This window comes from Photobacterium halotolerans DSM 18316, from assembly GCF_000425165.1.
In the GTDB taxonomy this organism is placed as follows: Bacteria; Pseudomonadota; Gammaproteobacteria; order Enterobacterales; family Vibrionaceae; genus Photobacterium; species Photobacterium halotolerans.
Genome location: NZ_KE384319.1, coordinates 631,733 through 655,558, shown reverse-complemented (window position 1 = coordinate 655,558; position 23,826 = coordinate 631,733). Strand labels below are relative to the sequence as shown.

The following is a 23,826-nucleotide window of genomic DNA, read 5'->3' as shown; positions in this document are numbered from 1 at the left end:
ATACCAGAAATTGAATTTGAAAACAGTGCGGTTGGGGTTCAGTATATACCTGCACCAAACTGAAAACTTGAAGCTTTGACTCGAGATTGCTATTAAATTCAAAAACATAATAAATTGATATTCTTGATGCGGTTCCTGAGATTGAGCCATTAAAGTAAGAACATAGAGCCAATGAATCTTATTTAGCATCCGCCAATTCTGAAGTGAGAAAAATATCAACCGGGAAGGCGGATTTCGTGTACCTGTGTAGGACTGACGATAATATGGGCAGAGTTATGTATGGCTGCCAGATTCGCACCGTTTTAATCGTTTACAAATTCACCCCGGTTTGAACTGGGTTCCATTTTATTGCTCGTAGTTTCAGTGCAACTTTGACACCTTCCGTTACCATCATCTATAGGTCATACCTCTTACCAATAACGTATGGCTCATTATGAAAAAATTATTACTCTTCATGCTGTTACCTTTTACTGCTGCTGCGCAAAGTGGAGATGCGTCTGCTTCACAGCATCCTTTTGCTCAAGCTATGTCTCAATCCATGTTTCAACCCATGTCTCAGCCCATAACTCAGCCATTGTCGGCGGCGCAGATTGAGCAGGTGCAGGGCAGCAACACTTACACCTATGTCCGGTGCTGGTATCGTCCGGCGCAGACGCACGATGATCCTGCCACCACCTGGGAATGGGCACTGGATGAAAAGGGCGACTATTACCAGCTGAATGGTTACTGGTGGTCATCCTGGTCGTTTAAGAACATGTTCTATACCCATACGCCGCAGTCAGAGATCAAAGCGCGCTGTGCTGAAACCCTGGGGGTCAGTCATGAAACGGCTGACATGACCTATTTTGCAGCTGATAACAGCCTGTCTTACAACCATTCCATCTGGACCAACGATCTGGCTGCCTCAATGGGCATCAATAAAGTGGTCGCCTTTGGTGACAGCTTGTCGGATACCGGCAACCTGTTCAACGCATCGCAGTGGGTGTTCCCGAACCGCAATTCCTGGTTCCTCGGCCATTTTTCTAACGGCTTTGTCTGGACGGAATATCTGGCAGAAAGCCTGAATCTTCCGCTGTATAACTGGGCAGTGGGCGGTGCAGCCGGTTCCAATCAGTATGTCGCTCTGACAGGGGTGACTGAGCAGGTGAGCTCGTATCTTGAGTACATGCAACTGGCTCAGAATTACCATCCGGCCAATACCCTGTTTACGCTGGAATTCGGGCTGAATGATTTCATGAATTACGACCGCACGGTGGAAGAGGCCAAAGCAGATTACAGCACGGCCATGAAGCGCTTAACCGAATCGGGCGCCAAAAACATTCTGCTGATGACCTTACCGGATGCCACCCGTGCGCCGCAGTTTAAGTACGCGACGCAGGAAGAGATCGACAAGGTACAGGCGAAGATTCTGGCCTTCAACGCTTTCATAAAGGCCGAGGCAAAACGTTATCAGGACCAAGGCGTAAAGGTGGTGTTGTTTGATGCGCACCAACTGTTCGACCAGATCACTTCAAATCCTGCATCACACGGTTTTGCCAATGCCAAAGATGCCTGTCTGGATATCAATCGCAATTCCGCAGCGGACTATCTGTACAGCCACAGCTTTACCGATGAATGTGCGTATCATGGTTCGGATAAGTATGTGTTCTGGGGTGTAACACACCCAACTACAGCAACCCATAAATACATCGCCAATGCCATGTATCTGCCAGTGATTTCCGCGTTTAACATCCAGCCTTAGCGACATACTGGATCTTGGCAAGCAGGGCATTTGCCCTGCTTTGTCAGTGAAAAGGATGTGCAGTAAAGGGGACGTTCAGTGAAAGGGAAGCGATGCGGTACTCTGCACTCACTGCTCAGCCTGAGCTGGGGGAGTGGCTCTATGTCAGGGCTTGCGTTGATTCACGCAATACCAGCTCCCCGTTATAGGTCTGGTGCTGTGTTGGGGTGTGCTGTTTATTGGCTAAGGCTATCGCCAGTGTCATGGCATCCTGAGTGAGCCGGACAATAGGCAAGGAGACGGTGGTCAGGCTGGGAATTGCATAAGCGGCGGCAGGTTCGTTATCAATGCCCATCACTGAGACATCCTGCGGCACGCGCAGACCGTGATCGAACAAGGCACGAATGGCGCCGATTGCCATGTCATCGTTACAGGCAAAAATGGCGCTGACGCTCTGCTGGTTGCTGAGAAAGTGTTCCACAGCCTGATAACCGCTCGCCAGAGTATTTTTCCCTTCGTAGACCCAGCCGGGCTGCATGGCTATCTGGTGCTGCTCCAGCATTTGCTGATACACCGCATAGCGGATCTGACCGGTTTCGCTTGCCAGTGGGGAAGTAATGCAGGCAATGTGGCGATGGCCGAGAGACAGCAAATGTTGCATCGCAATCTCTGCCAGTTGGCGCTGATCCAAACCGAAACTGTGCAGGGTGTTATCTTCAAACTGGCGGTTCAGGATGATCAAAGGTGGCAGTACGCTCTGCTGCAGAGCAACCAGATCTGCAATGCTTAAATGGCGGCTGTAGAGCAATATCGCGTCGCAGCGCTGATTGGCTAAGGTGGCAACGGCTTCCCGCTCACCGCTGGTGGTGTTGCGGCTGTTGACCACCAACAGCTTCTTATTGGCCTGCTGAGTGCTTTGCTCGGCATGGTGCAGAATGCTGCCAAAATAGCTGCTCTGAAAGTGGGGCAGGATAAGGCCGATGGTATTGGAGGTATTGGTTGCCAGCGCCTGCGCCATTGCGTTGGGCTGATAGCCGAGAGCTTGCATGGCAGAAAGCACAGCGTCGCGGGTGGCGGCTTTTACCTGCCCGGTGCCGTTTAAAACACGTGACACTGTGGCTTTGGAATAGCCTGTTGCTTTACACACATCGTTTATGGTTGCCATTGCCTGTCCTCTTTATCATCCGGCCACGGGCAGTAAGCCGCGGCCGGATGGCGAGTGTAGCGAACTTTAGCTGTTGTTAGAATGCTTTATCCGCCGTTACAGGCTTTCACCGTTGGTGGCGATGACGTTCTGATACCAGAAGAAACTCTTTTTCTTCGACCGTGCCATGGTGCCACTGCCGTCATCATGCTTATCGACATAAATAAAGCCGTAGCGTTTCCGGTATTCTCCGGTAGTGAAAGACACGCAGTCGATGCAGCCCCACGGGGTGTATCCCATGACATCAACGCCCTCAATCGATATGGCTTCTTTAACGGCCCGGATATGCGCACTCAGGTAGTCAATCCGGTAGTCGTCATTGATCGAACCATCATCTTCGACCTGGTCAATGGCACCAAAACCGTTTTCGACGATGAAGATAGGTTTCTGGTAGCGTTCGTACAGATCAGACAGCGCGACGCGCAGGCCATCGGGATCAATTTGCCAGCCCCAGTCAGAGGCCGGAAGGTAAGGGTTCAGCTTACTGTCTTCAAACAGGGAAGTGGTTTCGCCGTCTGGGTCTTTTTTCGCCGACACTATGTTGGTCATGTAATAGCTGATGGCCAGATAATCGGCGCAGCCTTCGCGCAAAATCGCCTCATCGCCTGCCTGCATCTCAACCGTGATGCCTTTGCGTTCCCACTCTTTGCGCAGATAGCTGGGATAATAGCCCCGTACCTGAACATCACTGAACAGGTATTTCTGACGCATCAGCTCTTGCGCCAGCAGCACGTCATCAGGGTGGCAGGTGGCCGGATAGAGCGGCATCATGTGAATCATGCTGCCGATTTTGAAATCCGGGTTGATGGCATGGCCCAGCTTCACCACTTTTGCACTGGCCAGAAACTGATGGTGCAACACCTGATACATCACCTGTTCCGGATTGTCATGATCGCTGTAGATCATGCCTGAGTTGCAGTAACCCCAGATAGGCAGTTTCCAGTTGCGCTGGTTATTGATTTCGTTGAAGGTGATCCAGTATTTCACCTTGTGTTTATAACGCTCCATCACGACCTGGCTGAAGGTCACGAAGAAGTCCACAACCTCACGGTTCAGCCAGCTGCCGTACTGTTTCACCAGATGGTTCGGCATCTCAAAGTGAGACAGGGTGATCACAGGCTCGATCCCGTGTTTGAGCAACTCATCAAACATATCGTCATAGAATTGCAGCCCGGCTTCATTGGGTTCTTTTTCATCGCCATTGGGAAAAATGCGTGTCCAGGCAATGGAAGTCCGGAAACATTTGAAGCCCATTTCGGCAAACAGCGCGATGTCTTCTTTGTACCTGTGATAGAAATCAACCGCTTCATGGTTGGGATAGAAGTGATCCGCTTCTACCGACTCGGTGATCACTCGCGGCACTTCATGGGCGCCTTTGGTCAGCACATCCACCACGCTGACGCCTTTGCCTCCCTGATCCCAGCCCCCTTCAACCTGATGGGCAGCCACTGCGCCGCCCCAGAGAAAATCAGTTGGAAAGCCTTGTTGTGACATCTGTAACCCCCTTGTGTTGGCAAAACGATCTCAAGAACAATATTGGATCCTGAGCGAAGTGTAGATCATTCAATCTCAAAATGTAACCGGTTTCTGTAACCGGTTTCTTTTTTCCGTGATAGAGAAAGCATTGCGCTTGCGGGTTAGCAAATGGCTTTGGGGGAAGCGCTGGAGAGAAGGTTTTACCGGGCAGGCAGTCTGTCAGAAAGGGTTAATTGATTAGCTGACAGACTGCCTGAGCAGAGCACAGACGTTAAGCTGCTGTGGAGGCTATTCTGCGAAGGCGATGTCCCTCAGGAATAAAGCAATCTCAGGAAAGACCACCAGCAGGGCAGCGGAAAGCAGCAAGATGGCAATAAAGGGGCCAGTGCCTCGCACCACTTCCCAATAGGGTTTTTTAAATATCGCAATGGCAGTAAAGATGTCACAGCCGAACGGCGGTGTGGCGGAGCCGATCGCCACTTGCAAGGTAATAATGATCCCGACATGAACCGGATCGAGATTAGTCGCTTCGATGGCCGGGGCAAAAATTGGCGTCAGCACCAGAATCACCACAATCGGGTCGACGAACATACAGGCAATGAAGAAGGCCACCGAGATAGATGCCAGCACGCCGAGCGGACCCATTTCATCAATACCGACCGCTTCCAGGATCATTTGCGGAATCTGCGCGAAGGATATGATCCAGGAAAAGCCATTCCCCACACCGACCAGAATGAAAACGACCGCGGTGATCAAACCGGTGGATTTGGCGATGGCGTAAATATCTTTGCTGCCCAGCGAGCGAAAAACAATGAACTCCAGAAACACAGCGTAAAGCACACACACGGCTGCAGCTTCGGTCGGGCTGAAAATTCCGCCGTAAATTCCGCCAACTATGATCACCGGAAACATCAGCGGCCAGATGGCGCTTTTAGCGGCATCAAAGCGCTCAGACCAGTTGGCGCGTTCTTCTGTCGGTACCTTATTGATAGTGGCGTAAGCCAGACAATACAGAGAAAAGAACATCAGAATCATCAGGCCGGGGCCGACGCCTGCAATGAAAAGCTCAGCAATAGAGGTTTCTGAAATGACACCGTAAATGATCATCCCGATACTGGGTGGGATCAGGAAGGCTATATCGCTGGAGTTGATGATCAGGGCCAGTGAAAAAGAATCGCTGTAGCCGGCTTTGAGCAGCTTGGGGCGCAGTGTTGAACCCACAGCGACCACGGTAGCCTGAGTAGAGCCCGAAACCGCGCCAAACAGGGTGCAGGAAGCCGCGGTACTGATGGCAAGGCCACCCCGGATATGGCCGATAAAGGTCATCACCATATCAATCAGGCGGTTGGCTGAATGGCCACGGGTCATAATATCAGCGGCCAGAATAAACATAGGGACGGCGATCAGAGAGGCCGGCCGGATCCCGCCCAGCACTTGCTGGATAAAGGTATCCATTTGGCCCATACCGCCAAACATCATGTAGAAGCCGGTCAGGGCGGCGGTAATCAGTGGGATCATCATAGGGAAGCCGATCAACAGCATCACTATCATGATCAGCATTAAGGTCATTGCCATGGTGAATACCTTTTGTACTTCATTTTTTATGCTTTATTTTTGGTATCTGTGTACTCGTCAAGCACACCGGTGGACAGGTAGATTTCCGGGCTGGTCGCATTTTTATAGGCGGTGAGCAGGTACTGCACACCCGTGACGGCAAATCCCAGGGGAACCCAGATATATATCCACCAAATCTCAAAACCTAATGCCGGTAAAATACGGCCACGCTCAAAAACAGACAGCACATACTGATAGGAAAAATAAGCCAGCAGGAACATGATCGCGGCGGTGATAACTGAAATCAGGATCATGACGATTTTCCGGCCTTTGAAAGGCAGCATGTCATACACCGCAGACATGCGGATGTGGCGGCCATGACGGGCAGCATAACCAATGCCGGCAAAAGTAATCAGAATGATGAGTATGCGATTGATTTCGCCGGAGAAGAACAGGCCCTGGCCAAAGCCGAACCGCGCCACTACGTTAACGCAGGTGTTCAGGGCCATGAGCAGCACGCCTGTGGCAAGCATGAAGGATTCAATTTTACTGATCAGTGTATCGACTTTGCCGAGCACACCGGGCAATTCCGAGTGGTATTCCAATGATTCGGAATCGGACATAACAACTTCCTCAAACAGTAAGGTACCGCCTGTCAGACGGTACCTCGTACGACTTTATTATTGTTGAGCAGCTTTTAAGTCAGCTTTGAACTGGTCCAGCAGTTCCTGACCGTCCGACCCTGTCATTTCAATAAAGGTTTTTTCTACCTGAGGTGCACGTTCTTTGAATTTGGCAATCTGCTCGGCAGATAAGCGCGTTACCGTGACATCGTCACTGGATTGCTCGATTTTAGCGAGGGATTTTTCAGCCAGGCCCGTAATGTGTTTCATGGTCTCGCTGAATGCGTATTCCGCCGCTTGCCTGACCATTTGCTGGTCTTCGTCCGACAGGCCATCAAAGAATTTCTTGTTAGCCATTGAAGCTGTGGTAAACCAGCCGTGGTGCGTAAAGATCAGGTTTGGCGAGACTTCGTACAAACCGCCGGACTCAATCCAGAAGATCGGGTTTTCCTGACCCTGAATCATATTGGTCTGCAGGGCACCGTAGACTTCACCCCAGGGCAGTGGGGTCGGGGTAGCGCCAAAAGCTTCATAGGTGGAGGACAGCAGAGGGTTGGTCATGACACGGATTTTTTTACCTTTGAGCTCTTCCGGAGAGGTAACAGGTTCATCAACCGTTAGCACCATTTCGCCTTCAGGGTACATCTTCAGCAGCTCTAAGCCTTGTTCTTCATACAGTGCAGGGAAGTTGTTGTTCACCGCTTTACTGGTTTTGAAGAAATTGATCACGGCTTTCATGTCTGTTGGCATCAGGTAAGGGATGAAGAAAATTTGTGCCTCAGGAATGAGCGAGCCGGTAAAACCGGGTGACTGGTTAACAAACTGCAGAATACCGGCCTGGGTTTGCTCCATAATATCGTCGGATTCACCCAGCTCACCAAAGCGGTATATTTTCAGATTATGGTCAGAGTGCTCTTCAATATAATCTTTAAATTTGTGGGCATAAACGTCTTGCACATCGCCTTCATATTCTTCGTGAGCGTAACGCCAGGTATCTGCATTAGCCAGAGTGGAAAATCCTAACGTTGCAGCAACACAAGACATTGCAGCAATTTGCTTGATATGACGGTGAATAAACATCACGTCCCTCCTTTTGGAATGCGTTAAAGCCATTTCAGACAAAAATAATCAATCCGTGACGGTTTAACATACGGTTAATTGTGGTTTTTATCCGGTTGAATAGTGGCAATTTTCAGTTTCAGTCCTTTAATACCCTGACAATATTATTGTTTTTATTAAAGTAATTCGTCGATAGAATGTCTTCTGGTGTGACTTGTGTCACGATTATTTATCAGGATATTTAATGTGATAAATAATAACCATAAAGAGGTTGACATTGTTTTTATTAGGTTTTTTATGACTGATAATAATGGTTTGTTTTTAATTGAATGATTAATTAAATTAATTTGCGCATCTGAAAGTGTGGAATGGTAAGGTGTTATTATTTCAATGTTTCTTACGGGTTGTTGTTGTGGTTTTTTATAATTCTGTGATGATTTTAAGCCGCTGGGGCTTTTACACTTTGGTTTATTATTCACAAAGGATAAAGCAAAGTCCGGAGTAGTGACAGCAGGAAATAGGCGTGATCAGTAAAGCGGTTTATTTATAAGATGGTGCCTGATGATAAGTAAAAGTCTGTGTATTTTTGTAGCTTAATTCAGAAATACATCTGAAAAGGTCAAATAATGAAGAATGCCCCCTGACCGTTCCCCAGGCTTTGCAATATTCTGTCTGTGTATCGGTCTGTCTCTGTCAATGTAAAGCCAGCGCAAGTGCCAATACAAGAGCTTATGAAAGACTCAGAGCGCCTGGGCGGACTGATATATGCAGTCGGGTGTGTATTGTTCTGGCGGGATTGGCAAAAGCGCCTCCCGATCGCCTTGTCACTCAGGCCTATATACTTTGTGAAACTTGTTAATAGTAAAGGGTTCTAACTCAAAGGCGTTTGAGACCGTGATTTGGCAGAGAATGGCCCAATATGTATCAGTCAGGGTCGAATTTATTCAACGAGGTAACAGCATGGCAAATGAATACGTACCACCGAAAGTCTGGACTATGGATGCTGAAAACGGCGGTGAGTGGGCGAGTATCAACCGTCCCGATTCCGGCGCCAGGTATCAGCAGGCATTGCCTGTGGGTGTCCATCCATTACAGCTTTATTCTCTGGCCACGCCAAATGGCCAGAAGATTACCATTATGCTTGAAGAGCTGCTGGCGCTGGGGGTTACCGATGCCGAGTATGATGCGCACCTGATTAACATAGGCGATGGCGATCAGTTCTCCTCGGGCTTTGTGGCGGTCAATCCGAATTCAAAAATTCCGGCGCTGGTGGATCAATCCGGCCCCGCACCTGTCAATGTGTTTGAGTCGGGCTCGATTCTGGTCTATCTGGCGGAAAAATTCGGCTACTTTTTACCGGTCGATATCGCCGAGCGTACCCGGGTACTGAACTGGTTGTTCTGGTTGCAAGGCTCTGCGCCTTATCTGGGCGGCGGCTTCGGGCACTTTTATGCGTATGCGCCGGAGAAGTTTGAATACCCGATTAATCGTTTCACCATGGAAACCAAACGCCAGCTGGATGTGCTGGATAAGCAGCTGGCAAACAACACTTTTATTGCCGGTGAAGAATACAGCATTGCTGATATGGCGATCTGGCCCTGGTACGGCAATCTGGTGCTGGGCTATGCCTATGATGCGGCAGAGTTTCTCGATGCCGGCAGTTATCAGCATGTGCAGCGGTGGGCGAAAGCGATCCTTGAACGTCCGGCGGTACAGCGCGGCCGTATTGTGAACAGAACGTCCGGTGAAGAATGGGAAATACTACCTGAGCGACACAGCGCTGCAGATATTGACGCGGTACTGAAACTGAAGCCCTGATTCAGTCAGTCTTCATTTTTCAGAAGTTGCTCTTAAGCAACAGGCTTCGAAGTGGCAGCGTCGTCTGCCACTTGCTGTTGTCACCCTTACACCACCGTCTATGGCGGTGGTGATTATTTCAAAGGATCGCCGCAATCGCATTACCGCGCTTTTACTCAGTGGTTGGTAACGCCCCGCATCACATCTGAATCCTGTCATCGGTCGTTGGTTTGTGACCTCGCAGGCGGCTGATGTCTGTCATCGGTGGAATACCAAACAGCCGGCTGTATTCGCGGTTGAAATGGGACGGGCTTTCGTAACCGACTCTGTAGCTGGCGGCAGAGGCGTCTATGCCGTCCTGTAACATGATTCGGCGCGCTTCATTGAGCCGGAGTTGTTTCTGGAACTGCAGCGGTGTCATGGATGTCACGGCTTTGAAGGCGTTGAACAGCGAAGACTGACTCATATGAACCATATCGGCCAGCTCCTGCACCCGGATCGGCTCTTTGAATCGCTGCTGGATCAGCTCGACGACTTTACTGATGCGGTTGGCCTGGGTATCCCGTAACAAAAACTGGCGAAGCTGAACCCCTACCGGGCTTTTCAGCAGCCTGAACATGAGTTCCCGTTTAAGCAGTGGCAACATGACGGGGACATCTTCAGGATGGTCGAGTAAGGCCAGAAAACGTTTGAACACCGACAGTATATCGTCATCAGATGTTACGGTTCTGATGCAGTAAGGGCACTTGGTGATGGCTTCGGGCGGTTCGTTCATGGTGATCAGTAAATCGGTCAGTTCCTTGAGATCCAGCGCAATACTGATGCCGATATAAGGCTGCTCTGCTGAAGCGCGAAGGATCTCGCCGACAACAGGCATCATCACAGGCACCAGTAATAAATCGCCTTCCTTCAGTAACAATTCACGCGCCCCGGCCGTAATACGCTTTTCACCCTGCAGCAGCAAACACAGCATCGGGCTGTAGATGGTGGGTGAGCAGGAGGTATTTTCCGTGCTGTGCACCAGCTTAATGTCCGGCAGCGCCGTTTCGGTCAGTCCCGGTCCGTCAATATGCCGATTCACCAGGTTGATTAATTCTTGTTGGATAGCCGTCATTGTGTCACTCACCATTTTCTCATCCACATGCGACTATAGAGTATAAGGCAAGCTCACTGCCACTGTTTTATCTCATAATGACAATTAGAGGATTAGGCAAGGATTGTGTAGAAAAAGGCAAGATGTCAGGCATGGCGCGTTGCTGTATTTTACAGGCTCAAGAGTCTGTAATCTTTACCGGTACTGGTGTTATTACTTGCTGAACTGACCGGTTTGTAGAAATAGGCAATCTTCTCCGAGCTTTCGACAATATCAATACGCTGAATGGGACATAGAATGACAAGGTGAAATCCGATCCCTCTTTGGTGGTTCGGATAAGACATTGCATTTATTGATTTCCGCGTATCAAAGTCAGAGAGGATTGCCTGATGACCCTATTCACCCCATTCAGAAACGTGTTCAGGAAACAGCTTCTTGGTGGCATGTCTGTCTTTCTGGTGTCCGCCTCCGGGACAGCGTTTGGCAATGAATCTCCGGCATCCCCGCCGCTGCCTGCCATTAGTGTGGCGACGGTGCTCAGTGAACGTATCACTGAGTGGGATGAATACACAGGCCGCTTGCAGGCCCCCGAGACAGTGGTGCTCAAACCCCGCGTTTCCGGTTATGTGACTGAAGTGGCTTACCGTGAAGGCGATCTGGTTCATCAGGGTGATGTGCTGTTCAGTATTGACGATCGTCTGTTTCGCGCCGAAGTTGAACGCTTGGAGGCGCAGCAGGCCAGTTTGCAGAGTCAGTTAAAACTGGCCGAGAGTGAGTTTGTCCGCGCCAAACGACTGAACGCTACCAAAGCCATTTCTGCCGATGTCTATGACAACCGTCAGGCGGCATTACAGCAGGCCAGGGCCGAGCTGGATGCGCTGAAAGCTTCGCTCAAGCACGCGCGCTTGCAGTTGTCATTCACCCAGGTGGTGTCGCCGATTGACGGCAGAGTCTCACACGCGCAGGTCACGCAGGGCAATTATGTCACCAGTGGCCAGAGCGAGCTGACGACCATAGTGTCGACCGAACAGATGTACGCCTGGTTTGATGTCGATGAGCAAACCTATCTCAATTATGTCCGCAACCATCTGGTGCGTGTATCGGCAACCCGTGATTCCAGTCCGGTGATGATGGCACTGTCCGGCGACGCCGGTTATGCATATCAGGGCCATATCGATTTTATCAATAACAGTGTCAATCAGCAGACCGGCTCGATTCGGATGCGGGCCACCTTTGAGAACGACGCCCAGATGCTGATGCCCGGCCTGTTTGCCCGTTTACGGCTGATCGCCAGCAAACCGTATGACGCGATTCTGATCGATGAAAAAGCCGTCGGTACCGATCTCAACCGAAAGTATGTCCTCAAGCTCGATGACGCCAATGTGGTGACTTACCAGCCAGTGACCCTGGGTGAGAAAGTCGCCGGTTTGCGTGTGGTGCAATCCGGCCTGACGACAGAGGACAGAATTGTGGTCAGCGGGCTGCAGAAGATCCGGCCGAGTATGCAGGTTGCGCCGAAAGTCGTGGAAATGGCCACCACAGAACAACTGGCCGATATTCACCGCTATCAGCAGTGGCACACAGAAGACAGCAGTGCGGTGACCGCCCGCCAATCAACCGACGCACAGTAATCAGGACAGACTATGTTTTCACAATTTTTTATCCGCAGACCGGTATTTGCTTCTGTGTTGTCGCTGCTGTTTGTCATTGTCGGCAGCATCGCGGTCTGGCAGTTGCCGGTGACTGAATATCCGGAAGTGGTGCCGCCGACAGTGGTGGTCACGGCCAAGTATCCCGGCGCCAATCCGGGGGTGATTGCCCAGACAGTGGCCTCGCCGCTGGAGCAGGAAATCAATGGTGTGGAGAACATGCTGTACATGTCTTCGCAGTCCACCGCAGACGGCATGATGACGCTGACCATCACTTTTGCTATCGGCACAGATGTTGATCTCGCCGTCTCGCAGGTGCAAAGCCGGGTCGATCGGGCGCTGCCGCGTCTGCCACAGCAGGTGCAGCGGCTGGGCGTGGTGACGGAAAAATCCTCGCCCAACCTGACCATGGTGGTGCATCTGTTCTCGCCTGACGATCGCTATGACATGCTGTATCTGTCCAACTTTGCCAATCTCAAGGTCAAAGATGAACTGGCGAAAGTCAGCGGTGTCGGCTCGGTGCGAGCCTTTGGCGCCGGTAATTTCAGCATGCGGGTCTGGCTGGATCCCAATCAGGTCGCCGCGCTGAACCTCACGCCGTCCGATATTGCCGAGGCGATCCGCCAGCAGAACCAGCAGGCTGTGGCAGGCAGTCTGGGTACCCAGCCGGCAAGCCATTCGGATTATCAGTTACTGATCAATGTCAAAGGGCGTCTGTCGACGGTTGAGGAATTTGAAAACATCATCATCCGTGTCGGGGAGCAGGGTGAAATCAGCCGCCTGAAAGATGTGGCGCGGATTGAGCTGGGTGCCGATTCCTACGCGCTGCGCTCCACCCTGGATAATCAGGATGCCGCCGCCATCGGTATTTTTCAGGCGGCGGGTTCGAATGCGATTCAGATCTCCAATGATGTGCGCGCGACCATGGCGCGTCTGGCGCAAGATTTCCCGGAAGGGGTGTCTTACGAGATCGCTTATGACCCGACTGTCTTTGTGCGCGGCTCAATTGAAGCCGTGATTCAGACCCTGCTGGAAGCCGTGTTGCTGGTGGTCGCCGTGGTGGTGCTGTTCCTGCAAACCTGGCGGGCGTCGATCATTCCGCTGGTGGCGGTGCCTGTGTCGCTGATCGGCACTTTCGCCTTTATGCTGCTGATGGGGTTCTCCCTCAATGCGCTGTCGCTCTTTGGCCTGGTGCTGGCGATCGGGATTGTGGTCGATGATGCCATTGTGGTGGTGGAAAATGTTGAGCGGAACATCAGTGAAGGCCTGTCTCCGGTCGATGCCACGGTGAAAGCCATGCGCGAAGTCACCGGGCCGATTGTGGCCACCACACTGGTGCTGGCGGCAGTGTTTATTCCCACCGCCTTTATGACCGGACTGACCGGCCAGTTTTACAAGCAGTTTGCGCTGACCATCACCATTTCTACTTTTATCTCAGCGATCAATTCGCTGACCCTGAGCCCGGCGTTATCAGCGCTGTTGCTCAAAGGCCATGATGCGCCGAAAGACTGGCTGACCCGAGGCATGGACCGGCTGTTCGGCCGCTGGCTGTTCAATCCGTTTAACCGTTTTTTCAGTGCCTTGTCGGGCGGCTATGGCGTGGTAGTGCGCAAAGTCATCCGGGCCGGTGCCATTGCTTCGGTGGCTTATGTTGCCTTGCTGGGTTTCACTGGCTATCAGTTTGCCACCACGCCAACCGGCTATATTCCGGCGCAGGACAAGCAGTATCTGATTGCCTTTGCGCAATTGCCGAATGCCGCGTCGCTGGATCGCACCGATGCGGTGCTGGAAAAGATGTCCGATCTGGCGCAGGCGCAGACCGGCGTCACCAAGACTCTGGGTTTCCCCGGACTGAGCATCAACGGTTTTACCAATGCGTCCAACAGCGGCATCGTGTTTGTGACGCTGGATGATTTCGACAAACGTCAGGATCCGGCGGCCAGTGCCAGCGCGATTGCTGCCCGGCTCAATCAGCAGTATGCCGGCATTGAAGAGGCGTTCGTTGCTGTCTTCCCGCCGCCACCTGTGATGGGCCTTGGCACTATCGGCGGATTCCGGCTGCAGATTGAAGACAGAAACGGGCTGGGTTTTGAGGCCTTGCATCAGGCAACCATGACGGTGATGCAAAAGGCAGCCGCGACCCCTGAGCTGGCCGGGGTCTTTTCCGGCTATCAGGTCAACGTGCCGCAGCTGGATATCGAGGTCGACCGCACCAAGGCCATGCAGCAGGGCGTGAACCTGGATGTGCTTTTCCAGACCCTGCAAGGGTATCTCAGCTCAACGTACGTCAATGATCTGAACCTGTTTGGCCGCACGTATCAGGTCAATATGCAGGCCGATCAGGCATATCGTCAGGATGCCGCGCAGGTAGGCCAGATCAAAGTCCGCAATGCGCAGGGCGATATGGTGCCGATTGATTCTTTCATCAATGTGAAAGACAGCGCCGGACCGGATCGCGTGATGCATTACAACGGCTTTATGACGGCTGAAATCAATGGCGGACCGGCTCCCGGTTACAGCTCCGGGGAAGCGCAGGCGGCCATTGAGAAAATACTGGCTGACACTCTGCCGCGGGGCATGAGTTACGAGTGGACTGAACTGACCTATCAGCAGATGATCACCGGGGACTCTAACCTGTACGTGTATCCCTTGGTGATCCTGCTGGTGTTCATGGTACTGGCGGCGCAGTATGAAAGTGTCCGCCTGCCGCTGGCGATCATTCTGATTATTCCGCTCACCTTGCTGTCTGCGCTCAGTGGTGTGGTGCTCTACGGCGGTGATAACAATATCCTGACCCAGATCGGCTTTATCGTACTGGTCGGGCTGGCCACCAAGAATGCGATTCTGATCGTGGAGTTCGCCAAAGAGCTGCAGGATCGGGGCTATTCAGTGAAAGACGCAATTTTGGAAGCCAGCCGGCTGCGGTTGCGTCCGATCCTGATGACGTCTATTGCATTTATTATGGGTGTGGCACCGCTGGTGTATTCCACCGGCGCGGGCGCCGAGATGCGTCAGGCCATGGGCGTGGCGGTCTTCTCGGGCATGATAGGTGTGACTGTGTTTGGTCTGTTGCTGACACCGCTGTTTTATTACCTGCTGGCAAAACGCGGACAGCAGAAAGCACCGGCGACAACAGAACCACCCGTGTTGGAAAGCGTTCAAGAGGCATCATGAGTGATATCTGGCAGGACACATGTGTCGGCATACTGCTGTACAGTGCCGTCAGCTTCTCTCCGGTGCTTGACCGCTCACTGTCACCCGAGAGGCTGTTTCAGGCCCCTCGGGAGGCTTCGCAATACGATGGCGAGGCCTGGCAGTATCTGCTGAATCCGGCCGCTTTGACCAGCTTGCCTGAGCAGACGGCCGGATCGACAGAGACTGTGATTATGGACCTTTGCCGGGGAGAGCAAGACGGCCAGATCATCTGGCAGATCGAGCCGTCTGAACTCTGACTTTCTTACTGAAGGCTCAGTGACCGCCCCGAATATAGTGCAGCGGGGTTTGGCCGGTTTGCTGCTTGAAAAACGCGATAAAGGCACTGTCGCTGGAAAATTCAAGCCGGTACGCCACGTCATTAACCTGAAGCCCGGCAGATAACAGCTCGATGGCTTTCAGTAACCGCCATTGCTTGCGCCAGTCCTGATAAGGCATCCCGGTTTCCCGTATAAACAGCCGGCTGATGGTTTTACTGCTGGCGCCAATCTGTTCACTTAACATCTTGAGTGTCGGGGCATTTTGCTGATCCAGGTGCAGTGCATTGAGCCATGCAGAAAGACGTCTGTCTGATGGCAGAGGCAGGGATAAACAGGCTTCACGCGCATGATGCAGTTCCTCAAAAAATAGCCCGTGTGTCAGTTGCATGCTGTCAGCGGGCTTGTCCCACGGCCAGAAAGCCATTCGCTCGATCAGGGCCTGCAGCAGTGGATTGACCTCAATAATTTTCACCTTATCTTCAAGGTGGGTGGTGAGCCTGGGATCAAAATAGAGCGAACGGTACTCCACCACCTGATACATTTCCGCACAATGCAGTGTACCGGCCGGAATCCATGCCGCACGGGTCGGCGGCAGCACACAGCGCATCCCGTTCAGGGTAATGTTCATGCATCCCTGCGGGGCATAGAGCAGTTGTGCTTTCTGGTGCCGGTGCAACCCAGAGTCATGTTTTCCCAGCCGGGCGGCAATGCCAATCACGTCGGTTTCGAAATCATCGGCGTCAAAGTAGGTAGATTGCTCAATCAAAGCCATGTGTCTTTATCTTGATGTTTTTTGTCTTAGTGATGTTATTGGGACAATAACAGGGTTGAGTAGACTGTGCGCATCTTTTATTCAGATGAGCGCACAATAATGAATCCATCTCCTTCTTTGTGGCTGATGGTGGTTTTGATCATGTTCCCCCAGATTGTCGAGACCATTTACAGCCCGGCGTTACCGGATATTGCGTCCGGTTTTGGTGTGTCGGTACCTGTTGCCAGCCAGACATTGTCTGTCTATTTCACTGCGTTTGCGGCAGGTGTTGTGTTCTGGGGGGTCATGTCAGACTGGATTGGCCGGCGCAAAGCCATGCTGGCCGGGCTGACGGTTTACGGTGTTGCAGCACTGGCCGCGATGCAGGCGCAACAGTTTGAAGCATTGTTGCTGTGTCGGGTGCTGACGGCTTTTGGGGCAGCCGTTGGCTCTGTGGTAACACAAACCATGCTCAGGGACAGTTGTGACCGCGCCGCGCTTGCCAACGCGTTTTCTTATATTGGTATTGGTGTGTCAGTCAGCCCTGTGATTGGCATGCTGGCGGGTGGGGTGCTGACTGAGTATGGCGGATACCCGGCTGTTTTTGCCGCGCTGAGTCTGCTGGCGGGCGCTTTATGGCTGCTCTGTCTGCTGGGTTTACCTGAGACCAGACCGCAGGATGTCGCCAGATTTTCACTGCTGGTGCTGGGCAAACGAATGGTTGTTGATACGCATCTCTGGCGGCATGCGATGCTGGTGGCGGGATTCAATGTGTTGTTGTTTTCTTATTACCTGCAGGGGCCCTTTGTGTTTGCGCGGTTGGGATACAGTCCGCAGGTGTTTGGTTACAGCGGCCTTGTTCTGGCAGCCGGAACCATCACCGGCAGTTTTCTCAACAAGCAATGGTTGCACAAAGGGCGCTCTCAGAGTGTGTTGATTCAGGTTGCCTCGGGGTTCGCTCTGGCAGGCGCTGCCGGTGTCGTTATCTTGCAGCACAGCCTGTGGTTTTTGTTGCCCATGCTGCTGATTGTGGTGGGATATGGCATGGGCATTCCGAACATCCTGAGCCAGTCTTTGCAGGCGTATCAGGCACAGGCCGGGTCAGCGGGAGCCTTGTTTGGGCTGCTGTACTACCTGCTAATCGGCGTGGGCTTGTCGGTCGCAGGCATCACAGCAGAGTTCAGCGGTTATCAGATCATCATTGCCGCTCTGATGGTTTTGCTGAGCCTGTCAGGAAAAGCCGCGTCTGTGGCTGAACAGATTCTCAGGCGCTGATGATTGATTGTGCAAGCAGGTAAGGTGGTGCGAGAACAGGTAACGACTCATGCCATCGCCTCAAACCGCGCCATCACGAACTCAACAAACAGCCGCACCCGCATTGGCAGATGATCGCGGTCGCGATAGAGCATAAACAGGGTGCGGGGTTTGCTGCACCAGTCCGGCAGGACTCTGCTGAGTTCGCCATTTGCGATCATAGGCAGGGCAAAATAGTCAGGAATATAACCTATGCCCAGGCCAGACTGGATGGCATGGGTCAGCATGCGGATTTCATCGACTTCCAGACGCAGGCCTTTCACCGGTTGGTGATCATATTCCATTCCTGTTTCTGTATGAACCAGTTGCCAGGGCGACATGGGATGACAGAGGATCGACGGATGGTCGCTCAGCATTTCCGGGTGAGTGATGGACTGCACCGGATAGTCTTGATGAGCACAGACAATGAAGTGAATGTCTTTGAGCGGACGGGCTATCCAGTTTTCTACCACAGGCGTGCCGACACGAAATACCACATCCATCGCCTGGGCTTCAATATCAATCAGAGTGTTGGAAAACTGCAGATCTAGCTGAATGTCAGGATATTGCAGCAAAAAATCAAAAAAGATATCACGCAGAAACTGGGAGCCTGCATTGATAGGCGCACTGATACGAATTTTACCTTTCGGCTCATGCTTGTCTCTGTGCAGATCTTCCCCGATGTCACTCAGCTCATCAAACAGTGTGCTGGAGCGTTCAAAATATTGCTGACCGGTATGGGTGAGTGACACCCTGTGGGCATCCCGGTTCAGCAATCGCAATTGCAGATCTGTTTCTAACTGACGAATCCGCCGACTGAGTGTCGACAGTGGCATACTTAAATGTTCAGCGGCTGTTTTAAAGCTGCCCAGCCGGGCAACGGTACAAAAACAGCGCAGATCGTCGAGAGAATAGTTAGATTTCATATTTGGGATTTACCGTGCTGATAATGCCTGTTTATTCAGATCATGAAACCAATAGACTAGCGGTTATCATGTGACAAGTCATCTGGAGTGACTATGAATGCTTCATCAACAACGAAAGCCGTTGTTCTGCTCATTATCTGTACCTTCTTTTGGGGCAGCTGCTTTCCGATTGGTAAACATGCACTTAACGAAGTGCATGCACTCACGCTGGTGTTCTGGCGCTTTGTTATCGCGGCAATCTGCCTTGCGCTCTGTCTGAAGCTGATTGGCTCAGAGCGCTTTGTGTTATCGGCGAAGCAATGGTGCTGGGTGATTGGGGTCAGTGCTGTGGGGGTCGGTGGCCTGAACCTGGGCCTGTTCACCGGGCTGGAGCACACTGAGGCCACCAACGGTTCGCTAATTATGGCCCTCAGCCCTCTGATGACGGCGCTGATCGCCTGTGTTGCGATGCGGACTTTACCCACCTTACCGCAATGCCTCAGTCTGGTGGTCAGCTTGTCTGGCGTGCTGATGGTGATCACTAACGGTCATCTGGAGACGCTACTGAACATGGCGTTTAATCAGGGCGATAAGATGATTTTCTCCGGCATGCTGGCGTGGAGTTTTTACACTTACTGCAGTCAGGGGATCAGCCGCTGGATACCTGTGATCCCTTATACTTTTGTCGGCATGGTCAGCGGGGCAGTGGTGATTGGCCTGATGTGTCTGGCCACACCGGAGGTCAAACCCTTTGCCGAGTTGTCGGGCAGCTCGTCCGTCGGGCTGCTTGAAGTGGCGTACATCGGCTTGTTTGGAACAGTGGCGGGTTATCTGCTGTGGCTGCACGGTGTCCGGGAGCTGGGCTCGCCAACCGCCGCGCTGTTCTTTAATTTTGTCCCTGTGTTTGCGGTGCTCACCGCGTACCTGATGGGGCAGGCCGTGACGCTGCTGCAACTGGTCGGGATTGCGATTGTGATTCTGGGGTTACTGTTGCCAAGGCTGCCGGTATTCAGGAAAGCGACGCAGGCGGTATAAACACATGTCGTCAGCAATGGTCGGGAGTGTCACCACTCCCGGCCATTATTACAGCCCTGCCAGCAACTCATAGGAACGCAGTTTTTTCTCATGGTCGAAGATCAGGGCATTGGCCATGATTTCATCGGCCTGTGTACGTTCTGTCAATTCGATCAATCGGGCCCGGACAGTGTCCTGATCACCGTGAATGGATTCCCGCAGTTGTTTTTCGATCTGGTACTTTTCATGGGGCAGCCACACCGATTCCATGCTCCAGACCGGTGGCGGGATTTTGCCCTGGACTCCGCGGATCATATTAAGAAACTTCTGCTTTTCCGTGGTGCCCAGATACTGCGCTTCGTCATTAGTGTCCGCCACTATGATGTTCACGCCTATCATCACATACGGCTTATCCAGCTGTTCTGAAGGCTGGAAATGCTCACGGTAGATCTGTATCGCGTTCATCATGGCATCCGGCGCGAAGTGAGAGGCAAAAGCAAACGGCAGGCCTTTAATACCGGCTAATCGGGCACTGTAAGTGCTGGAGCCTAACAGCCAGATGGGGACGGAAGAGTCCGAGCCTGGGTACGCTTTGACCGGCTGGTTGGGTGACACCGGCCCCATGAAAAACTGCAATTCTTCCAGCAGCTCATCAAAGTTGGGATCCATGCGATCCGGATCGCGGCGCAGCGCATGCATTGTGGGGTAGTCGGTGCCCGGCGCACGGCCCAGACCGAGATCGATACGGTTGGGATACAGCGCTTCCAGGGTGCCGAACTGCTCGGCAATCACCAAGGGCGCATGATTGGGCAGCATCACCCCGCCCGAACCCAGCCGGATGGAATTGGTATGTGCACCGATATGGCTGAGCAGCACAGAGGTAGCGGCACTGGCAATATCGGGCATGTTGTGGTGTTCAGCCAGCCAGAACCGCTTGTAACCCCATTTTTCAGCGTGTTGCGCCAGAGATACAGAACGCGCATAAGTGGACGAGAAATCAGCCCCTTCAGCAACAGGGGCTAGATCTAATATTGAGCGAGGCGGTAGCGTCATGGACCCTTCTTTCATATCAACAATGAACGATTGCCTGACTATGCCTGTTTATTGCAGTCTGGTAAACAGACAGAATATTGCTTCGAATGGATCGTTCACATCAAACATTAAAAATCAATAAATAAGGTCTGGAGTGATGCTTTTACATGATCAGAAAAGGTGCAAAATAAGCTATATTTTGCACCTGTCATAAAAACAAATTTTCAAGTAATAATTATCAATCTATTATTCTGGTTTGTTTTTATTTACTTTTAATTTCATTTGGTTGCCAGAGAATTCATTTGAATAATATGGCCAGATATAAGGGCCACCTGAACCTTCATTCAAATCTTGATGAATGACTTCCCAGCCACCCATTGTTGGTGGTGTACTTTCTTCAAGAACCATAAACATCAGGCTAGTAATAGGCTGTTTATTTGGTTCACCTTTTTTCCAGTACATGTAAATATATTTACCACCTGCACCGGCATTCAAATCATCTGCAGACCACTCCCAGCCCGGCATGCTGTTATCTTGTTTTGTATCATAAGCTTTGAAGGTGACGGAAGTGATTGGATCGCTTGGCTGTTCTTCTTTCTGAAAACCAACATAAATATAATTTCCGCCAACACCTGAATTTAAATCGACAGAGTAAAACTCCCAACCGCGCTCATATAATGGTCCACGAGTGTCGACAGACTGGATAGTTAAGTTGGTTAGTGCTTGAGTCATTATATTCTCCTTTTCATTGGATCATCATTATTTGTCTTAAAGTTCGGTGATGTTTTTGTGAATAAAAACAAAACTAACTATAACTCCAATAATTCCATTAATACGGCTTGTTAATCTCATTAATATCTGGATTTAGTCTGACTATAGTCCCGAAGAAATAAATTGGAGAATGAGATATCTTATTTTAAAGTATTTTTTCGACTGAGATCACTGAATACATTTTTATCAAAATTGTCAGTAAAGGATGAGGCTGAATCACGACCCTTGTCATACCAAGCATCATGAAACAACCTGTCAATTTATGGTGTTTTTTAGATCAAGCGCGACTCATGCTTTGTGGTTTTCTTCAGTATCATGATTCGAGCGCTCAAAGGCCATTTCTTCGTGGATTCTGTCTTCAAACTGCCTGAAGAGTTTGAGGTAGTTATTATCAAACCGTTCGCCTTCGTTCGACTCGCCCAGCCAGGCCTGATAGAGACCGGCAGACAGTTCGTCATCCACCCGTTTGTACGCGGATTTCTGTTGCTGGGCCAGACGAGGCGGTAGACCCAGTTCACGCAGGGCGGCGGCGCCGATTTCCAGCGCCGAATGGTAGGTTTCAGACTCAATCACATCAGCGCCGGCCTGACGGAGCCGGTAACTGTGGCCGCGGTCGAAGGCCCGAGCCAGGATTTTGACGTTCGGGTAAGTGTGCTTGATATGTTTGACCAGCATGATGCTGCTTTCTTGATTGTCCATCGCAACCACCACCATGGCGGCATGTTCTATCCCTGCAGTGTGCAGCAGGTCCGGGCGGGTGGCATCGCCAAAATAGGCCTTGGTGTTGATTCTTCGCATGGTATCTATGATGGTCGACTGGTGATCCAGCACCACAGTTTTGATGCCGTTGGCGATCAGCAGGCGGTTAACGATTTGCCCGAAGCGACCGATTCCGGCAATGATCACTGTGCCCTGTTCATCAATGGTATCGGCTTCGCGTTCATTGGAGGAATGCTCGAAGCGCGGCAGAATGACTTTGTCGTAGAAAATGAACAGTCCGGGGGTGAACATCATCGACAGCGCAACTACCAAAGACAAGGTTTGCGCCAGCTCTGGGGGCAGCACATGATTCTGGACAGTGAAACTGATAAGGACGAACCCGAACTCACCGGCCTGGGCCAGACTCAGGGCAAACAGCCAGCGGTTACTGTTGCGGATCCGGAAAATCAACGCCAGCAAGAATAGCACCAGTGCTTTTACCAGCATGATGCCCAGTGTCAGACCAATCACGGTGAAGAACTCGCTGAACAGAATGTTGAAATTGATCCCGGCACCAACCGTGATAAAGAACAGGCCCAGCAGCAGGCCTTTAAAGGGATCGATGTTGGATTCCAGTTCATGGCGAAATTCACTGTTTGCCAGCACTACACCGGCAAGAAAAGTGCCCAGCGCCGGCGATAAACCCACCAGACTCATCAGGATAGAGACACCCAGCACCAGCATCAGGGCGGTGGCGGTAAAAATTTCCCGCAGACCTGAAGCGGCGACAAAGCGGAACAAAGGGCGGCTGAGGTAGTGGCCGCCAACCACCACAAAGGCAATGGAGGCGGTGATCACCAGACCATAAGCCCAACCGGGCAATCCCGCTACCAGGCTGAGTTCTTCATGGTGTTCCGCCGCCGCCGCTGTCACTGATTGTGCCTGCGCAATCAACTCGGGCAATGCAAGCAGCGGTAGCAGCGCCAGCATGGGGATGACGGCTATGTCCTGAAACAGCAACACAGAAAATGCATTTTTACCGCCTTCGGTCCGGCCGAGCCCTTTTTCGTTGAAGGTTTGCAGCACAATGGCTGTGGAGGACATCGCCAGAATCAGGCCAATTGCCAGTGCCAGCGTCCAGGGCAATTCGAAAAGCAGTCCCGCGCCGGTAAAAGCAAGGGCAGTCAGACCGATTTGTAACCCGCCCAGTCCGATGAGCCGGTGCCGCATGGCCCACAGTGATTTTGGCTCCAGTTCGAGGCCGACCAGAAACAGCATGATGACCACACCAAATTCGGCAAAGTGCTGAATAGAAGTGGTCTCTTCGCCCACTAAGCCGATGACCGGCCCGATAACCACCCCGGCAATTAGATAGCCAAGCACGGAGCCGAGGCCAAAGCGCTGCGCCAGCGGCACAGCAATCACGGCCGCGATCAGATAAATAAAGGCATAGATGAGATATTCCGTCATGTTGCTTCCTTTTGACCGACGTGGCGGGGGAATCTTGTACACAGACTGATAGTTATATGTCAGTGAGTGGTATTTTCAAAGGTGTCTTTTCGTGTCGGGAGGAGATCGGAAGGTGGCGGCCAACAGCACTCAGCCAGGTATTGATTGATATAAAAAGAAAGGTTTGTGCCAGAGGAAGTACCAGTAACATTTTCATGTATAACGTCGCGGATAATATATATCGCAGCAGGACTTTCATCAATT

18 protein-coding genes are annotated in these 23,826 nt (G+C 51.7%); 7 read left to right on the top strand and 11 right to left on the bottom strand.

Going from position 1 to position 23,826, the window contains the following annotated elements; translation table 11 throughout:
* Positions 1 to 550: 550 nt before the first annotated feature.
* Positions 551 to 1,741 carry an SGNH/GDSL hydrolase family protein gene (locus tag H511_RS23325; RefSeq protein WP_276324927.1) on the top strand — a complete coding sequence of 397 codons (1,191 nt, stop codon included), beginning with the start codon at positions 551 to 553 and terminating at the stop codon, positions 1,739 to 1,741.
* Positions 1,742 to 1,880: 139 nt separating this feature from the next.
* Here H511_RS23325 and H511_RS0112315 read toward each other — a convergent pair whose 3' ends face one another.
* The 5 genes from H511_RS0112315 to H511_RS0112295 form a co-directional block, all read right to left on the bottom strand.
* A complete protein-coding gene (locus H511_RS0112315; RefSeq protein WP_027252563.1) occupies positions 1,881 to 2,885 on the bottom strand; it encodes a LacI family DNA-binding transcriptional regulator in 1,005 nt (334 codons plus the stop codon).
* 96 nt (positions 2,886 to 2,981) lie between these two features.
* The gene (locus H511_RS0112310; protein ID WP_027252562.1) at positions 2,982 to 4,418 is read right to left on the bottom strand and encodes a 6-phospho-beta-glucosidase; all 1,437 of its coding nucleotides are present in this window, start codon (positions 4,416 to 4,418) and stop codon (positions 2,982 to 2,984) included.
* A 270-nt stretch (positions 4,419 to 4,688) separates the two neighbouring features.
* Positions 4,689 to 5,975 carry a TRAP transporter large permease gene (locus tag H511_RS0112305; RefSeq protein WP_027252561.1) on the bottom strand — a complete coding sequence of 429 codons (1,287 nt, stop codon included), beginning with the start codon at positions 5,973 to 5,975 and terminating at the stop codon, positions 4,689 to 4,691.
* A 26-nt stretch (positions 5,976 to 6,001) separates the two neighbouring features.
* Positions 6,002 to 6,577 carry a TRAP transporter small permease gene (locus H511_RS0112300; protein WP_027252560.1) on the bottom strand — a complete coding sequence of 192 codons (576 nt, stop codon included), beginning with the start codon at positions 6,575 to 6,577 and terminating at the stop codon, positions 6,002 to 6,004.
* A gap of 57 nt (positions 6,578 to 6,634) precedes the next feature.
* Entirely contained in the window at positions 6,635 to 7,657 is a 1,023-nt protein-coding gene (locus H511_RS0112295) for a TRAP transporter substrate-binding protein (RefSeq protein ID WP_027252559.1), read from the bottom strand.
* A 939-nt stretch (positions 7,658 to 8,596) separates the two neighbouring features.
* Here H511_RS0112295 and yghU point away from each other — a divergent pair.
* Positions 8,597 to 9,454: a glutathione-dependent disulfide-bond oxidoreductase gene (gene yghU, locus H511_RS0112290; protein ID WP_027252558.1), complete on the top strand. Its 858-nt coding sequence runs from the start codon at positions 8,597 to 8,599 to the stop codon at positions 9,452 to 9,454.
* A 178-nt stretch (positions 9,455 to 9,632) separates the two neighbouring features.
* On the opposite strand, the gene H511_RS23320 is transcribed toward yghU, so the two are convergent.
* Entirely contained in the window at positions 9,633 to 10,562 is a 930-nt protein-coding gene (locus H511_RS23320) for an AraC family transcriptional regulator (protein WP_036759501.1), read from the bottom strand.
* A gap of 353 nt (positions 10,563 to 10,915) precedes the next feature.
* On the opposite strand from H511_RS23320, the gene H511_RS0112280 reads away from it, so the two are divergent.
* Genes H511_RS0112280 through H511_RS0112270 form a run of 3 tightly spaced genes read left to right on the top strand, consistent with a single transcriptional unit; the run spans position 10,916 to position 15,627 of the window.
* Entirely contained in the window at positions 10,916 to 12,157 is a 1,242-nt protein-coding gene (locus tag H511_RS0112280; RefSeq protein WP_051288123.1) for an efflux RND transporter periplasmic adaptor subunit, read from the top strand.
* A 12-nt stretch (positions 12,158 to 12,169) separates the two neighbouring features.
* The gene (locus tag H511_RS23315; RefSeq protein ID WP_051288121.1) at positions 12,170 to 15,349 is read left to right on the top strand and encodes an efflux RND transporter permease subunit; all 3,180 of its coding nucleotides are present in this window, start codon (positions 12,170 to 12,172) and stop codon (positions 15,347 to 15,349) included.
* Positions 15,346 to 15,627 carry a hypothetical protein gene (locus H511_RS0112270; RefSeq protein ID WP_027252556.1) on the top strand — a complete coding sequence of 94 codons (282 nt, stop codon included), beginning with the start codon at positions 15,346 to 15,348 and terminating at the stop codon, positions 15,625 to 15,627. Before H511_RS23315 ends, H511_RS0112270 begins: the two co-directional genes overlap by 4 nt.
* Before the next feature lie 16 nt (positions 15,628 to 15,643).
* Here H511_RS0112270 and H511_RS0112265 read toward each other — a convergent pair whose 3' ends face one another.
* Positions 15,644 to 16,420, bottom strand: coding sequence for an AraC family transcriptional regulator (locus H511_RS0112265; protein WP_027252555.1), 777 nt, complete (start codon positions 16,418 to 16,420; stop codon positions 15,644 to 15,646).
* A 99-nt stretch (positions 16,421 to 16,519) separates the two neighbouring features.
* Here H511_RS0112265 and H511_RS0112260 point away from each other — a divergent pair, with 99 nt between their 5' ends.
* Positions 16,520 to 17,674, top strand: a complete 1,155-nt coding sequence (locus H511_RS0112260) for a multidrug effflux MFS transporter (RefSeq protein ID WP_027252554.1) — start codon at positions 16,520 to 16,522, stop codon at positions 17,672 to 17,674.
* Between the two features lie 47 nt (positions 17,675 to 17,721).
* Here the strand turns inward: H511_RS0112260 and H511_RS0112255 are convergent, their stop codons facing one another.
* On the bottom strand, positions 17,722 to 18,618 hold the full coding sequence (locus tag H511_RS0112255; protein ID WP_027252553.1) for a LysR family transcriptional regulator: 897 nt from the start codon (positions 18,616 to 18,618) through the stop codon (positions 17,722 to 17,724).
* A 93-nt stretch (positions 18,619 to 18,711) separates the two neighbouring features.
* Between H511_RS0112255 and H511_RS0112250 the strand changes: the two genes are divergently transcribed.
* Positions 18,712 to 19,632, top strand: a complete 921-nt coding sequence (locus H511_RS0112250) for a DMT family transporter (RefSeq protein WP_027252552.1) — start codon at positions 18,712 to 18,714, stop codon at positions 19,630 to 19,632.
* Positions 19,633 to 19,680: 48 nt separating this feature from the next.
* On the opposite strand, the gene H511_RS0112245 is transcribed toward H511_RS0112250, so the two are convergent.
* The 3 genes from H511_RS0112245 to H511_RS23305 form a co-directional block, all read right to left on the bottom strand.
* On the bottom strand, positions 19,681 to 20,664 hold the full coding sequence (locus tag H511_RS0112245; protein WP_027252551.1) for an LLM class flavin-dependent oxidoreductase: 984 nt from the start codon (positions 20,662 to 20,664) through the stop codon (positions 19,681 to 19,683).
* Positions 20,665 to 20,889: 225 nt separating this feature from the next.
* The gene (locus H511_RS24130; RefSeq protein WP_051288119.1) at positions 20,890 to 21,375 is read right to left on the bottom strand and encodes a hypothetical protein; all 486 of its coding nucleotides are present in this window, start codon (positions 21,373 to 21,375) and stop codon (positions 20,890 to 20,892) included.
* Positions 21,376 to 21,702: 327 nt separating this feature from the next.
* The gene (locus H511_RS23305) at positions 21,703 to 23,583 is read right to left on the bottom strand and encodes a monovalent cation:proton antiporter-2 (CPA2) family protein (protein WP_051288116.1); all 1,881 of its coding nucleotides are present in this window, start codon (positions 23,581 to 23,583) and stop codon (positions 21,703 to 21,705) included.
* Positions 23,584 to 23,826: the final 243 nt, after the last annotated feature.